This window comes from Chryseobacterium sp. HNCC26DJ241 (genome assembly GCF_057180505.1).
The window spans coordinates 1-15,864 of the sequence record NZ_JBXUGL010000016.1; the positions used below are offsets into that span (position 1 = coordinate 1).

General features: G+C 33.2%; 16 protein-coding genes. 7 read left to right on the forward strand and 9 right to left on the reverse strand.

All coding sequences use genetic code 11. The annotated features are described in order from the left end of the window. Window positions 1–208 precede the first annotated feature (208 nt). From AC2A1C_RS08930 to AC2A1C_RS08970, 9 genes are all read right to left on the reverse strand, one after another. Entirely contained in the window at window positions 209–406 is a 198-nt protein-coding gene (locus AC2A1C_RS08930; protein ID WP_484025362.1) for a hypothetical protein, read from the reverse strand. Between the two features lie 13 nt (window positions 407–419). Continuing rightward, window positions 420–1,022, reverse strand: a complete 603-nt coding sequence (locus AC2A1C_RS08935; protein ID WP_484025363.1) for a MarC family protein — start codon at window positions 1,020–1,022, stop codon at window positions 420–422. 40 nt (window positions 1,023–1,062) lie between these two features. Continuing rightward, on the reverse strand, window positions 1,063–2,796 hold the full coding sequence (locus AC2A1C_RS08940; RefSeq protein ID WP_484025364.1) for a BatD family protein: 1,734 nt from the start codon (window positions 2,794–2,796) through the stop codon (window positions 1,063–1,065). Continuing rightward, entirely contained in the window at window positions 2,796–3,530 is a 735-nt protein-coding gene (locus AC2A1C_RS08945; protein WP_484025365.1) for a tetratricopeptide repeat protein, read from the reverse strand. The genes AC2A1C_RS08940 and AC2A1C_RS08945 overlap by 1 nt, the downstream gene beginning before the upstream one ends. A gap of 96 nt (window positions 3,531–3,626) precedes the next feature. Next, window positions 3,627–4,634, reverse strand: a complete 1,008-nt coding sequence (locus tag AC2A1C_RS08950; RefSeq protein WP_484025366.1) for a vWA domain-containing protein — start codon at window positions 4,632–4,634, stop codon at window positions 3,627–3,629. After that, window positions 4,634–5,635 carry a VWA domain-containing protein gene (locus tag AC2A1C_RS08955; protein WP_484025367.1) on the reverse strand — a complete coding sequence of 334 codons (1,002 nt, stop codon included), beginning with the start codon at window positions 5,633–5,635 and terminating at the stop codon, window positions 4,634–4,636. The genes AC2A1C_RS08950 and AC2A1C_RS08955 overlap by 1 nt, the downstream gene beginning before the upstream one ends. Next, entirely contained in the window at window positions 5,628–6,527 is a 900-nt protein-coding gene (locus tag AC2A1C_RS08960; RefSeq protein WP_484025368.1) for a BatD family protein, read from the reverse strand. The genes AC2A1C_RS08955 and AC2A1C_RS08960 overlap by 8 nt, the downstream gene beginning before the upstream one ends. A gap of 115 nt (window positions 6,528–6,642) precedes the next feature. Next, a complete protein-coding gene (locus tag AC2A1C_RS08965; protein ID WP_484025369.1) occupies window positions 6,643–7,506 on the reverse strand; it encodes a DUF58 domain-containing protein in 864 nt (287 codons plus the stop codon). 82 nt (window positions 7,507–7,588) lie between these two features. Further along, on the reverse strand, window positions 7,589–8,593 hold the full coding sequence (locus AC2A1C_RS08970) for an AAA family ATPase (RefSeq protein ID WP_484025370.1): 1,005 nt from the start codon (window positions 8,591–8,593) through the stop codon (window positions 7,589–7,591). A 230-nt stretch (window positions 8,594–8,823) separates the two neighbouring features. Here AC2A1C_RS08970 and AC2A1C_RS08975 point away from each other — a divergent pair, with 230 nt between their 5' ends. The 7 genes from AC2A1C_RS08975 to AC2A1C_RS09005 all read left to right on the forward strand — a co-directional run bounded on the left by AC2A1C_RS08975 (window position 8,824) and on the right by AC2A1C_RS09005 (window position 15,815). Further along, window positions 8,824–9,294: a DinB family protein gene (locus tag AC2A1C_RS08975; RefSeq protein WP_484025371.1), complete on the forward strand. Its 471-nt coding sequence runs from the start codon at window positions 8,824–8,826 to the stop codon at window positions 9,292–9,294. Between the two features lie 2 nt (window positions 9,295–9,296). Continuing rightward, window positions 9,297–9,638, forward strand: a complete 342-nt coding sequence (locus tag AC2A1C_RS08980) for a hypothetical protein (RefSeq protein WP_484025372.1) — start codon at window positions 9,297–9,299, stop codon at window positions 9,636–9,638. Continuing rightward, window positions 9,638–10,396 (forward strand): 23S rRNA (guanosine(2251)-2'-O)-methyltransferase RlmB, encoded by a 759-nt coding sequence (rlmB, locus tag AC2A1C_RS08985; protein ID WP_484025373.1) that lies wholly within the window; start codon window positions 9,638–9,640, stop codon window positions 10,394–10,396. Before AC2A1C_RS08980 ends, rlmB begins: the two co-directional genes overlap by 1 nt. A gap of 60 nt (window positions 10,397–10,456) precedes the next feature. Beyond that, on the forward strand, window positions 10,457–11,494 hold the full coding sequence (locus AC2A1C_RS08990) for a DUF6263 family protein (protein ID WP_484025374.1): 1,038 nt from the start codon (window positions 10,457–10,459) through the stop codon (window positions 11,492–11,494). A 60-nt stretch (window positions 11,495–11,554) separates the two neighbouring features. After that, window positions 11,555–11,779, forward strand: coding sequence for a hypothetical protein (locus AC2A1C_RS08995; RefSeq protein WP_484025375.1), 225 nt, complete (start codon window positions 11,555–11,557; stop codon window positions 11,777–11,779). Between the two features lie 19 nt (window positions 11,780–11,798). Continuing rightward, on the forward strand, window positions 11,799–14,354 hold the full coding sequence (locus AC2A1C_RS09000) for a YfhO family protein (RefSeq protein ID WP_484025376.1): 2,556 nt from the start codon (window positions 11,799–11,801) through the stop codon (window positions 14,352–14,354). A gap of 135 nt (window positions 14,355–14,489) precedes the next feature. Further along, window positions 14,490–15,815, forward strand: a complete 1,326-nt coding sequence (locus tag AC2A1C_RS09005) for a glycosyltransferase family protein (RefSeq protein ID WP_484025377.1) — start codon at window positions 14,490–14,492, stop codon at window positions 15,813–15,815. Window positions 15,816–15,864 lie beyond the last annotated feature (49 nt).

The following is a 15,864-nucleotide window of genomic DNA, read 5'->3' on the forward strand; positions in this document are numbered from 1 at the left end:
ATTAAGAGAAAAAGTTTAAGTAAAGAAATAAATTTTAACAGTTCTGAAGAACTTTTAAACTTTACTAATGAAATTCAAGATAACAATATAACAGGAATTGAGTTTAGACCTATACTATTATTATTTACCAAATATATAAGTTATACAAAAAAATACAATAACATAAAGCCTCAATAATGAGGCTTTTTTATTTTGATTGACTTATTTATTATTTCTTTTTAGCTGCAAGTTTGCTCCAAGTATTCAGTACAAAAACCAAAATAACTCCTACAATTCCTGCGGAAGCAGATAGAATAAATTTAGAATTTTCTTCATGCATAAAACCGAGCTCCCAATCGATCACATAAAGATTGAAGCCAATAAAAATAATAAAAAGGACGAGGAAAACTTTATATAATGTCTGCATAATAATTCTTGTTTTAAAACTTTACATAAGTGGCAAAAAGCTGTGCAAAGTTAGCAGTAAATAATTTAATAGAGATAGCCAAAAGAATAATTCCGAAAACTTTTTTCAAAATCTGAAGTGTGCCGTCTCCCAATTTTTCTTCGAGCCAGTTTGCTGATTTCAGAACAGCAAATACAACTAGCGTATTCAGAGCAATTCCAAAAATTATATTGATGTCGTGATATTCTGCTTTCAGGGAAAGAGTTGTTGTCAATGTACCTGCACCTGCAATCAACGGAAACGCAATCGGAACAATGGAAGCAGATTTAGATTCAGTATCTTTATGGATTTCAATTCCGAGAATCATTTCTACAGCAATAATAAAGATAACAAACGCTCCAGCAATAGCAAACGAATTGACATCTACACCTATAAATTTCAAAATATTGTTACCAATAAACAAAAAGGCAATCATCAAAATACCCGCAACAACAGATGCTTTTCCCGCTTCAATTTGCCCAAATTTTTGCTTTAAACTTACAATAATCGGGATAGAACCAATAATATCAATCACTGCAAACAATACCATCGATGCAGTAAGCATTTCTTTCAGATCGAAATTTTCAAAAATATTCATAGCTTTTAAAAATTTCGCAAAAATACAAAATATTTTTTGATTAATTCTTAATTACAGAAAACAAGTCGTATATCTCAGAATAAAGCTCATTCAAATACTCATCTTCGTGAATAGGAGAATATTTTTCAATAGAAATTTTATTAGACAATGCCCTAAATTTTTCTTCCATTTGGCTTCCGAAATTTTTCTGAAAATATGAATTTACATTCAATTCTCCTTTTCCAACTATATGATTTTCAAAATCTTTTATCATGTTTTCATATACAGAAAAGAATTTTTGAGAATCTTTTTCGTCTTTCAGTTTTTCCAGATATTTCAAATCATCTTCAATAGAAAAATGGTTTTGCGCTTTTAGTTTTTCTTCTGTTTCCGCAATCGTTTCTACAGACTGTACGTTTGCATTTTTCAATGCGAATTTTCTTTTTTTATAGCTTCTTTTCAGAAAAAATAATAAAAATATCACTCCTGAAAAAAGAGTAATGTTGAGAACAATAGTTTTCCAGTTCAACTTGTTTTTTTCCCTGATCTGCAATACAGAAGTATTAATTACCGGTGTATTTACCGTTTCCAGAATATCGTTGGTATATTCATTCACTTTTTCCAAAGTACTTTTGGAATCGGAAACTTGTTCATGACTCAAAACATTAATATCCAACATTTTAGATCCTAAATCTACATATTTTTTTTCTTCCGGATTGAAATACGCAAATTGTTCGGTTGCAATAGAAATTTTGCCCGGCTTTGTAGGGATTATCACATAATGAGCTGATATTTCGCCTTCCATTCCATTATTTCCGGATGTATAGTTATTGGAAATTTGTGGAGCATAAAAACGGTAACTGTCACTTTCTACAATTTTCGGAAGTTTTACATTCACGAAATTACCCTCTCCTTTCATTCTTAGCACTACATTGATGGGCTTGTCCACTTCTATTGTTTCTGTAGAATCTTTTTCAATATCAATAGAAAATTTTCCCACTGCATTTTTAAAGTTAGACGGAGATCCGGAAGGAAGTTTTTTTACATTAAGATTTATTTTATTGGAAGCTATCTTAATATTTTTATGCTTAATTTTTGCACAGACAGGTTCAATTTCTATTTTGCCTGCTTCTGTAGGAAATATGATAAAAACACCAATCACTTGAGAAACCAAATCTCCCGAAGTTCTTTCTATATCGGATTTTTTATCACTTACAAATTGAAAATTAACATTGTTCTGACTTGGCAAAACTATACTTCCAACTTTTCTGAAATTATCAAAATCACGACTATAAGCTCTCAGAATAGCGATAGTTGGCTGATTGGTATAGATATTCCTATCTTTCACTTCCATATTCAGATATAGATCATTGGAAGCTAAATCATTATTAGAATTGGATCTTTTCTCTGAATCTTTTACAAAAATATCAAAGGGTTCCGTTTTGTACATTTTCCCATTCACCTGAACCAAAGCAGAACCGATCTTGGTTTTTCCGGCTTCTTTTGGTTCCAAAACCGCCTGATATACCAATTGGTTGATGACAATATTTTTTTTGGGATCTACATAGGTATTTCTGTTGGATGCAGTACCTACCATATTGAAATTTGATAAATCGGGAAGTCTTAACGGACTTTCCTGTACATATTCATCACCACTGATTTCCAAAACGAAAGTAACGGTAAACTTTTCATTTACTTTCAAATTATTATCTTCCGTAGCTACCACTAAAGTAACCTGACCGTATGAAAATATGGCTGACAGAAAAAATAATATGTACGAAAATTTAGGGTTCATTACCAATCTTTTTCGTTGCTTTCCGGCAATGAATAAGAATTTTTATTTAAAATTTTTCTCGCAGTTTCACGTTCTTTGTTGGAAACTCTGTTCAGGATTGCATCTTCCAGATCTTTCGGCATGTCGTTATTTTCCTTTGGCTGGTTTTGCTCGCCTTGTCCGTTATTCTGATTTTGAGGATTTTGTCCGTTGTTTCCACTTTGCGGATTTTTTCCCTGCTTATTATCCTTGTTTTGATTTTTATCATTTCCATTACCGCCTCCGGAATTTCCTTTTTTGCTTTGCTGATTTTGTTTTTCTTTATCTTTCAACATTGCAATCTCATAATTCTTACGAATCTTCTCATTGTAAGGATCCTGCTTTAGAGATTGCTTATAAAATTCCGCAGCCTTTTCCGGCTTATTGGCTTTCATGTAAGCATTTCCAAGATTATATAAGGCGGCAACTTTATCCGTTTTAGTTTTTGCAAATTTTTGAGCTAATTCGTATTCGGATTTGGCTTCTTCAAACATATTCCTTTTATAATAGGAATTGCCAAGATTGTAGTGCGCCGCAAAATCATTCTCTTTCAATTTTGCAGCCTCCTTAAATTTTGCAGAGGAAGTCTCGTAGTCTTTTTTATTGAAATTTTTGTTGCCTTCAAAAAGAAGACGTTTGTAACTTTCCTGAGCCGAAGCCAAAGTAGAGCTAAGAAAAAATAAAGTTATACCTATAATAAATCTTTTTAAAATCATCAACGCAAATTTATTTCTTTTAATGTTAAAACGACAGATCAAAATTGTTAAATTTCGGTTAAAAAATTTTGCAATGTTCTGATTATTAGAAATAATTTAAATATTCAAATCTCTTCTCGGATTGAATAGATAAATAATAAGAAAGAAGAACAAAGATATTGCCAGAAAATATTGATAATAATGAATTTCGTTGGTAGATTTCACTAAAAGAGTAGAAGTTGAGCTTGTTTTATTAAGGGCAGCAACAATTTGATTTACAGCATCATTCATATTATTACCATCAATATATGTTCCTCCTGTAGAAGAGGCTATTTTTTTAAGAGCATCCGTTTGTCTTTTAGAAATCACCGTTTCTCCATTTATATCTGTTTTATAGCCCATCAATTGCCCAAAAAGATAACTCGGAATTGGCGCTCCTTCTTCTGTTCCCACTCCAACAGAAATGACGGACATTCCTTGATTATTGGCTTCACGAATTGCAGCAGCATCATTTCCTTCATTATCTTCTCCATCGCTGATTAAAACAATCTTTCTTGAACCTTTGGAAATATTTTTGAATTTTTGTGCTGCCATTTGCATTCCTTTTAGAAAATCAGTACCCTGTATTTTCATAACATCAGTTTCAATTCCGCTTAAATAGGTTTCGGCAGCAGTATAATCTGTAGTTAGCGGCATGATTGAAGCTGCATCTCCCGCAAAAATCACCACTCCTACTCTATCATTCTTAAATTTTTGTAAAGAATTAATGATCAGATTTTTTGCCACTACCAAACGATTTGGTTCAATATCTTCTGTATTCATGGAATTGGAAACATCCAGCAGAAAAACTACATTACTCATTTTCTGCTTGGTTTCTACTTCTTCATTGCCCTTCAAAACATCTATAATAGAAAAGATCAAAAAAGTAAAAGCTAAAATATATAAGAGAAAAAAGGCTTTAGAAAACCATGTATTTTTTTCAAACAGATTTTCATGAAATCTACTCTCTGCAAATTGTTCTCTTCTTTTCTTTTTCCATTTTACAAAACTGAAAACAAGAATTCCCAGCAACGGCAAAAGCAGCAGCAATATAAGATAATACGGATTCCCAAGATACCAGTTCATCAACTCAAAAATTTATAAAAAACCCATCTTAATAACGCATCCAAAATCAAAACAAACAAAGCTATCCATAAAAACAATCTAAAATATTCTTCATAATTATAGAGTTTAGACGATTTAATGTCCGATTTTTCAAGCTGGTCAATCTCATTATATACTTCCTGCAAACTTCTATTGGAAACAGCCCGAAAATATTTTCCGTTCGTTACATTTGCGATATCCATAAGAGTTGCTTCATCTATATTAACTACGGTCTCACTAAAAATCAAATTTCCGAATACATCAATTTGAGTTGGCATTAAAGCATAGCCATTGGTTCCGATTCCTATTGTATAAACTTTTATATTATTATTTTTTGCCAGTTCAGCAGCAATTTTAGGCGGCATTGCATTTTCTATGGTATTAACGCCATCCGTCATCAAAACAATAATTTTACTTTTCGCTTTGCTATTTTTCAAATGATTTACTGCAACTGAAAGTCCCTCTCCAATTGCAGTACCCGGCTCAAGTTCAGCAGGATTAAGATTTTGAAGCTCATCAATAACTACTTGATGATCAGAAGTGACCGGAACTTTTGTAAAGGCTTCTCCGGAATAGGTAACCAAACCTATTCTGTCATTTGTTCTTTTTTGAACAAATTTTATTGCAATTTCTTTAAGTGCAGTCAATCTATCCGGATCAAAATCTTTCGTAAGCATACTGAACGAAACATCTATCGATAAAATGATATCCACACCTTTCGCATCATCTCTGTTTTCAGAAACGCTGAATGTTCTGGGTCTTGCCAAAGCAATAATGAGACAAGAAAGAATAACATATTTTGAAATTTTCAGGAGAAATAATATAAAAAGAATTTCTCTATTATTCTTCATGTTTTTTATAGTAGGAACCGTTACTCCTTTTCTTTTCTTTTTACGAATATCCAGAATAAGAATGGGTATCAGCAAAAGAAACAGAAGCAAAAACCACGGACTACAAAATTCAAAATTTCCTAAGCTAAACATCTTTCCGTATTAAGTTTTCGAATTCCAGATCTTTGGAAGAGCGTTTTACAAAATCACGAATTTCTTGCCAATCTTTTTCCATTGTCGATTGATCGGGAAAGGTTTTTGCAAATTTTACCAAATCTCCTCTCTGAAAAACATCTTCCAATATTTTTTCATTTTCCTGCGAAATAGTATTATGATTTTTCATCAGATCAATAAGATCATCCGTTAATAAAACATCAGCAGGAATGTGATATTGGTTGGTTAAAAAATTTCGAGTAATATCGATAAGTTCCACATAGAAAGAACGGAAATTTCCAGTCTCGATATATTTTTTCTTTTTGAGTGCATCAAGTTCTTTCAGCGCTTTATTTGTTATTACTACAGGAGAATTCTTTCTTTTTCTTCCGTATTTTATTAATTGGTAGATCACAAATATCAAGGCAAGCAAAATCAGAAATCCGAGAATGTACCATTTATAGATCTCCCAATAATCTTTTACATCCAGCTTCACTTCCTTATTATTCATAATGTCATTAATCTGGTCTTCTTTTTTAGCTGTATTAACGACATCTATTTCATAAGGAACAGTCTGGTAAACCTTTCCGTTGATCTTAAAATCCAAAGCCGGAATTGTGAATTTTCCTTCCTGAAAAACCTGAAACTGGATAATTCTTTCATACGTTTCAGGAGTTTTACTGATGGAATCTTTTATTTCTTCAAAATGAAATGGCAACAGTTCATTTTTCGGAGCAGAAGCTACATCTTTTCCCTTTAAGTCAAAAACTTTTACTTTATATGTACCTACTTCTCCAAGTGCCAACGTTTTTTTATCCAAACTGGCGCCCAATGTTTGAGAAAACCCCAAAACATTCATTAAAACGAGAAACAGTAAAAATATTTTTTTCAAAATTTTTAAATATTTTAAATTCAATCTGTTAGATATCGCTCCTTCGGAGCTTTTTTATAGCTCTGAAGCTATTTTCTATCCACATATCGCCGCTTTGCGGCTTCCCTTGCAATTATTATTTTTTCTTGAAATATTGAAAAAGATGTTTTGCATAATCCCCGCCAGTTTCTATGTCCATAAATCCGGCAGAAGAATTTTCAAAATCTTCTTTTATTTTTTTCACTTTTTGCCTTTGTTCTTCTGCGAATGTGTAACGCCATCTTGCACTGGAAGTATTTGCCCAGATTTGTTTTCCGGTTTCCGCATCGCGAAATAACGTGTAGCCAATATTTGGAATTTCATTATCCTTTTCATCAAAAATCCTCATTGCCAAAAGCGAATGTTTTTTAGAAGCCACTCTTAAAACCTTTGTACTGAATTCATCTTCAAAATCCGAAAATAAAAACACGAAAGATTTTTTCTTGAAAACATTCATCATATATTCCAAAGCTCCATCAATATTACTTTCAGAAGGAACATAATCCGCTGTAAGAATCTGGGAAATTATTGCTAAAATATGTTTTCTGCCTTTTTGCGGAGGAATTACTTTGTACACTTTATCGGCAAAAAGAATCACCCCGACCTTATCATTATTACCCACCGCAGAAAAACCGAGGCTTGCACAAATTTCTGCAACAAATTCTCTTTTCAAGGCGGTTTTTGTTCCATAATCCATAGAAGCCGAAATATCTACGAGAAGCATAACGGTAAGTTCCCGTTCTTCTTCCATTACTTTTACATAAGGTTCGCGAAAACGGGCGGTTTTGTTCCAGTCGATTCTTCGGATTTCATCACCAAATTGGTATGGACGCACTTCTGAAAATGTCATTCCCTGTCCTTTGAAAGCACTGTGATATTGCCCCATTAAAGATGCTTCCGTTTTCTTACGAGTTCGGATTTCTATTTGTTTTACTTTTTTGACAATATCTTTTATTTGCATAATTTCAGTTGTTGGTTGTCTGTTGATAGTTGTTGGTCTCAAAAAAACTGACAACCAACAACTATAAACACTCAACTAATCATTAAGGTGCCTGAATTTTTGAAAGAATTTTATCTACAAGATTTTCGCTTGAAACTTCTTCTGCTTCTGCTTCAAAGGTGAGTCCGATTCTGTGTCTCAAAACATCTTTTGCCACTTCTTTTACATCTTCCGGAATTACGAATGCTCTGTTTTTCAAAAATGCATACGCTCTGGATGCAACAGCCAAATTAATAGAAGCTCTAGGTGAAGCTCCGAAACTGATGTAATTTTTCAAATCTGAAAGTCCATATTTTTCAGGGAAACGAGTAGCAAAAACCATATCCAAAATATATTTTTCAATTTTTTCATCCAGATAAATCTGGTTGATTAGGCTTTTTGCTTCCACTACATTGTTAAGAGAAATTACCGGAGAAATAGCCGGTTGATGCGAAGTAGAAACCATTCGCATTACCTTTCTTTCGTCCTCAAATTCCGGATAATCAATTTTGCATTTCAGCATAAAACGGTCGCTTTGAGCTTCCGGCAAAAGATAAGTTCCTTCCTGATCTATTGGATTTTGTGTAGCCAAAACGAGAAAAGGTTTCGGAAGTGGCATTGTTTCATCACCAATAGTTACTTGTTTCTCCTGCATCGCTTCAAGAAGAGCAGATTGCACTTTAGAAGGTGCTCTGTTGATCTCATCTGCTAAAACAAAATTGGCAAAAATTGGCCCTTTTTTTATAGAAAAATCATTTTCCTTTACATTATAAATTTGTGTTCCTACTACATCCGCAGGCAATAAATCAGGGGTAAACTGGATTCTTGAAAATTCTCCGTGAACTGCTTCTGCCAATGTTTTGATTGCCAAAGTTTTTGCCAATCCCGGAACGCCTTCCAAAAGAATATGTCCATTTCCTAAAAGACCAATCAGCAAACGATCAATCATGTATTCCTGACCAATAATAGCTTTATTGATTTCCTGTTTCAGAAGAGTGAAAAAATAATTCTGCTCCCGAACTTTTTCGGTGAGTTGTCTGATATCTTCAGCCTGATGTAATTCTGACATAATTTTATTAAAAATAATTCGTAAAAATGCAATAAAATACCCGCATCAAGCAACACAATTAATGCCATTTTTGAGTTAAAGTTTGTTAAAAAAACAGAAATTGTATCAATACCAAGAATTCTTATTCCCAAAACAACAAACTTCTTGCATCCAAATTGCTACATCCAACATAATAAACTTTGGCATTCTCAGTTTATTAGAGTATTTTTGAACCGATAAAATTTCACAAAATGAATTATCATTTTTTGGCTCACCGACAAGTGAGAAAAAATCTTCTGGATATTCTTCAAAACACTTCGCATGAAGATCTTTTGCTGATTCCTGATGGTTTTAACAATAATGTATACTGGAACATCGCCCATTGTGTAGCTACCCAACAACTTTTACATTATTATCTAAGTGGAAATCCCTTCAGAATTGATAAATACTGGATCGAAACCTATAAAAAAGGAACACTTCCCAATCTGAACGTACAACCTTCCGAAGTAGAAGATCTTACTTTTTTGCTTACGGAGACTTCTAAAATATTGATGAAAGATTACGATGCCGATTTCTTTTCGGATTATACTCCTTACACTACAAGTTTTGGAATGGATCTGAAAAGTATTCAAGATGCCATTATTTTCAACAATATGCATGAAAGTTTGCATTACGGATATGTGATGGCGCAAAAACGGGCAATTTTAGGAGAAAAGTTTTAAATATGGGAGAAATAGTTGTAGGGAGTTTTCATTTCAGATTAACTGACGCCGGAAATTTAATTGGTGAGTACTTCAATAATTACGGAAATTTTGTTTTAACTGAAAGTTCCAATAGAACAGAACCTGGTTCCGGGTTTGAAGGAACATTCGTAACATCCTGGCTGGAAAAAAATCAAGCTCATTCCAATCGACTTACTATTAAAAATATTGCAAATACAAATATGTTTACTCTAATCTGGACAAAAGGAAATAGAGAAACGTTTCGAGGAAAAGCAACTCGCTTAGGAGAAAATATTATTTATGGATATTACTCTGGAACACCATTTATACAAGAAAATAATTAATGAATAATACTAACGATAAAAAAGACGATTTCATTTTCGGACTGCGACCAGTAATGGAAGCAATAGAAGCCGGAAAAACCATAGACAAAATATTTCTGCAAAATGCTTTACAGGGAGAAATTTATTATGAACTGAAGCAGCTTTTAACAAAACATAAAATTCGCCCGAATTATGTTCCGGTGGAAAAACTAAACCGTTTTACCCGCAAAAATCATCAAGGTGTAGTTGCCTTTATTTCGGATGTTCCGTTTTATAAAATTGAGGATGTTCTTCCGCAACTATTTGAAGAAGGAAAAACTCCTTTTCTTTTGATTTTGGACAGATTGACGGACGTTAGAAACTTCGGAGCAATTTGCAGAACCGCAGAATGTGTAGGAATTGATGCCGTTATTATTCCTGAAAAAGGAGCTGCTCCTATTAATTCTGATGCCATCAAAACTTCAGCAGGAGCTATTTACAACGTTAAAATCTGTAAAGAAAAAAATCTGGCTCATACTGTAGATTTTTTGCAGCAATCAGGAGTTCAGGTTTTTGCATCGACTGAAAAAGCACAGAAATTAATTTATGAAGTGAATTTCACTGAACCTTGCGCAATTGTAATGGGAAATGAAGAAACCGGAATTTCCAAAGAAGTTTTGCATCATTCCGACGAAAAAATAAAACTCCCAATTGAAGGAAAAACCCAATCCCTGAATGTTTCCGTAGCTTGCGGAGCAGTTTTATATGAAGCCTTAAGACAAAAATTAGGCAATATTTAAAAACTTTTTATAAAAAATCTGGCAAGAGAATTGCCGAAAACAAAAATTAAAATTTAAATAATGAAAAAAATTACAGCACTTGTGCTTCTATCAATAGCCATGATTTCTTGTAAAAAAGAAACCCAAACTATAACTAAAGTTGATCCCAAAACCGGAAAAACCATAACTGTGGAAGTTCCTGCCGATTCTGTGAAAGCGGTTGCCGAAATTCCTGCAATTAAAGATTCTTTGGGAGTTTACAGACAATCATTCAAATTAGAAAAAGGGAAAACGTATCCAATGGTTACGCTTCAAAAAGATGAACAAACGGTAACTGCTCCAAACGGACAATCACAGTCGGGAAAAAGCGAAAGTAATGACGAAATGTCTTTCACAGTGAACGATTTCAAAAATGGAGTTTATGACATTACCATCAATTTGATTAATAAAAAAAGTTCTCAATCGGCAAATGGAAAAACACTCGTTGTTGATACGAAAGCTGCTGCTCCGAAAGAAGAACAATTGAAAACGATGTGGAGTATCAATAAAGCTTTGGTTGGAAATAAACTTCAAATGAAAATGAAAGAAAATGGAGATGTGGTTTCCATTACGGGATTTGATCCTATTTATTCCAAAGTTGTAGCTTCAACAGGAAGCACTCTGAAAAATGCAGACGAAAAAGCAGCTTTCACAAAAAGTTTCAAAAATAGTTTTAACGAAAACGTAATAAAGGAACAATTTATGAAAAATCTAAAACTGATTCCTGCAAAAGGCGTTAAAATAGGAGAAAGCTGGACCGATACACAAAATGCTACTCCAAATGGTGGAATACAACTAACAACCAAATATACATTGAAAAGTGTTGGAAATGGTTCTGTAGAAATCGGAGTTTCCGGAGGAATTCCAAAAAAATCGGATAAACAAACCAATCAGGGCGTTACACATAGCATGAGTTCTGAACTGAACCAAAACGGAACAATTATTCTTGATCAAAATACGGGTTGGGTAAAAAATCAGAAAATTTCTGTAAACACGACCCAGACAGAAACTTATTCTGATGGGAAACAATCTCAAAGCATGAAAAGTTCCACCACTTCTACTGTAATGGTAAATCCGTAACTTTTATTCTTAAAAACCAACTAATTTCCTGATTTAAAAAATTTAAAAAGGAAAAAGAAAATGAAATATATTTTTGAATTCATACTTCTTGTCATCATTATTTTCTTTGTCTGGAATATATTGAAGCGTATTTTTTTTAATACCTTCTATAAATTTCCTACAAACAATACTTCTGAAAAACCTTCCGACCCTAAGGAAAAGATAAAATCCGGAAAAAACGGTCTGAATTGGGATGCAGAAACCATTGAGTATGAAGAAGTAAAAGAAGAAAAAACTAAAAATTAATCTGAACATTCAAAGAAAAATGCTTAAAGACAAAAAAAACCTGATTTTTATTATAGCAAGTATCGTTCTTTTTGCGGTTCTGGCTTTTGTTTATGCCAATCCTGTCATCAGTGGAAAACAACTTTTCCAGCATGATATTGTACAATACAAAGGCGGAGCAAAAGAACTTCTGGATTACAGAGCACAAAACGGAGAAGAAACATATTGGAGCGATTCCATGTTTGGAGGGATGCCAACTTATCAAATGGGAGCTCAGTTTCCGGGAGATATTATTAAAAAAGTAGACGGTATTTTCAATATTTTTCCGAAACCTGCCAATTATCTTTTCCTACTTTTTTCAGGATTTTTTCTTTTGGGAATTGTTGCAGTTAGAAATTGGAAGTATGCTTTATTGGGAGCTACTTTCTTTGGATTGTCCACTTATTTTTACATCATCATTGCAGCCGGACATAACGGAAAAGTTCATACTATTGCTTATTTTGCTCCACTTTTAGCGGGAATTCTTCTGGTTTATATTCGTAAAAAATATATTCTCGGCTTCATTGTCACTACTCTTTTCATGGGATTGCAAATTGCTGCAAACCATCCACAAATGACCTATTATTTATTTCTGGCTTTAGGTTTTTTATTCCTTTCGGAATTGGTGCGTGCTTTTCAGAAAAAAACACCTTGGAAACATTTTCTGATTTCCACAGGAATTGTCGGATTAGCCTCAATAATCGGAGTTGGAATGAATTCCCAAAGAATTATGGCGAATTCCGAATACATCAAAGAAACCGTTCGTGGAAAACAAATTCTGAATAACGATAAACTTTCTTCTGAAAAATCCGGAATGGACAAAGAAAGTATGCTGATGTGGAGCTACGGAAAATTGGAAACCTTGAATCTTTTTATCCCGAGATTGATGGGAGGAGCAAGTCAGGAATCAGGTTCAGACAAAATTGCGACAGGTGTACAAAGTAGAATTCAGGAAAATGTAAATACTCAGGAAGAATACGACCGAATTATGAAAGGTTTTGGCGGACTCACCTATTGGGGAGACCAGGAAGGAACTTCAGGTCCTGCTTATCAAGGAGCAGTAGTTGTATTTTTAGCCATTTTAGGATTTTTCTTTGCCTGGAAAAAATACAGATACTGGATTTTAGGAGCTTCCATTCTTACGATTGCTTTGGCTTGGGGAAGAAATTTCCTTCCGCTTTCAGATTTTTTTATAGATTTTGTACCTTTTTATAATAAATTCAGAGCACCTTCTTCCATTCTTGTAGTGGTAGAACTTTTATTTCCGTTAATCGCAATTTTAGGATTATACCGTTTCTTTAATTCCAATGAAAAAACAGAAACTCAACCAGAAAATATTTTAACTGAAGAATATAAAAAGAAAACCCTTATTTATACCACTTCCGGAGTTTTAGGGTTCACTTTCATTCTTTTACTTTTCGGAAAATCGCTTTTAGGATTTCATACCGAAGCAGAAAAAACCTATTTTCCGCCTTATCTTTTGGATTTTCTTGTAGATGAAAGATTTAAAATGTTCCGCGAAGATGCGATAAAAGCCATTCTGTATGTCGGAATTACGGCAGCAATTTTATTCTTTAGTCTTAAACAAAAAATCAATCAGAACATTGCACTTATTGTAATCGGATTGGTGAGTCTTTTCGATTTATGGAGTGTAAACAAACGTTACCTGAACAATGATAATTTCATAGACAAAATTTTTGCTGAAAATCCGTTTCAAACAGAAAATTCCGAACTTTTGATGGGAAAAGTGGGCGATAACACCTCGCTTCAATCTTTACTTCAAAATACCAATGTCAATAAAACTTTAGAAACTATTGCTGAAAAAGATAAAACTCATTACAGAATTTACAATCAGGTTTTAGGAACGTTCAGCGAAACCAATACTTCGTATTTCAAATCTTCAATCGGTGGTTATCATGCTGTAAAACTGAGACGTTATGACGATCTTATCAATGAATATTTGATGAATATGGACACCGTAAAAGCTCCAAAAATCCTGAATATGCTCAATGCAAAATATATGATTTTCGGAGATACGGAAAAACCTCAGGTTGTTCCAAATCCTTATAGCAATGGAAATGCGTGGTTTGTTTCCGATATCAAATTTGCCTCAAATCCGAATGAAGAAATCAAGCAAATTGGAATAGTTGATACCAAAAAAACAGCGGTTGTTTCTATTGACGACAAAAAATATTTCGATGGAAAACAAGTAGTAACAGATTCTACCGCAGCCATAAATCTCACAAAATATCAACCTAATGAACTGGAACTAAAAACCCAAAGTAAAACTCCACAATTGGCAGTTTTTTCAGAAATTTATTATCCTTACGGATGGAAAATGTTTGTGGATGGAAAAGAAGTTCCTTATATCAAAGCTGATTATTTACTGAGAGCAGTTCACGTTCCTGCCGGAAATCATACGATAAAAATGACTTTTGAACCTGAGGTCATTAAAAAGGGAAAACTATTTTCAATGATTTCTTTTGGGCTGTTTTTGATATTGAGTTTAATTGGAATCTGGTGGTTATTTAAAACTACAAAAGAAAAAACTGAGTAAAAACTATTACATTGTCATTCAGAACGAAGCAAAGCGCAGTGAAGAATCTTTTTATATTTTGTTATTTAAAAAATTTCAATTTCGATTCTTGTTTTTGAATATTAATTCTTTTGTTTCTTTTTTGTTCAAATAAAAATGGATTCTCCAAAAAAAATACTAATCATTTCATATTATTGGCCACCAGCTGGTGGACCGGGAGTACAGCGATGGTTAAAATTTGTAAAATATTTACCGGAACTCGGATGGAAACCTACTATTTTTATCCCTGAAAATCCAAGTTATCCTTTGATTGATGAAAGTCTTGAAAAAGAAATTTCAAAAGACTTAGACATCATTAAAACAAAAATCTGGGAACCGTACCAATTAGCAGAAAAACTGAATAAAAACAATAAAAAATTTAAAGCAGGACAGTTTGATGTCGGGCAAAACCAAAGTTGGAAATCTCGATTTTCGATTTGGGTTCGGGGAAATTTTTTCATTCCTGATGCGAGAGTTTTTTGGGTAAAACCTTCGGTAAAATTTTTGAAAAAATATTTGTCTGAAAATCATTTCGATGCTTTAGTAACAACCGGACCTCCACATTCTTTGCATTTAATCGGATTAGAATTAAAGAAAGAATTTCCAAATCTGAAATGGATTGCCGATTTCCGTGATCCATGGACAGAAATTTCGTATTACAAACACTTAAAACTTTCCAAAAGAGCAGATAAAAGACATCGTGAACTGGAAGAAAAAGTTTTCAAAAATGCAGATATTACTTTAGCTACGAGTTATACAGATGCAGAAAATTTTAGGAAAAAGGGAGCGAATTCGGTTTGTATTACCAATGGATTTGATGGAGAAGCTGGAAGTCGGAAGTCGAAAGTCGGAAGTTCTGAAAAAGATTCCTCGTTCCTCGGAATGACAAATTCGCAGAAATTTACATTAAGTTATGTCGGAGTTTTGGAGCAGCTTCGGAATCCTGAAATTCTTTGGGAAGTATTGAATGAAATCCTAAATGAAAATCAAAGTTTTAAAAACGATTTTGAACTAAAATTTGTAGGAAAAGTAGATGATAAAATTTTGAAAAATTTAGAAAATTCTGATCTGAAAAATAGCATTCAAAATTTAGGATACGTTTCTCATGATAAAGCTGTTGAAGAAATGGAAGATGCCTCGCTTTTATTAATTACAAATTTTCCAGAGGACTCTTCAAAAGGTATTATTCCCGGAAAAATCTTCGAATATTTGGCAACCGGAAATCAGATTTTATCATTTGGACCAAAAGACGCCGATGTTGCAAAAATTTTAGAAAAAACCAATTCAGGAAAGCATTTCGGATATAATGAAAAAGAAAATGTAAAAACATTCATTCTCGAAATTTATGAAAAATGGAAATCCGGAAATCTTCAACAAGGAAATTCAAATATTGAAGAATTTTCAAGAAAAAAATTAACGGAAAGATTGTCAGAGATTCTTTAATTTTTCAAAAGAAGAACGCACCTTGATGGTGCGTTCCTACAAAATATTT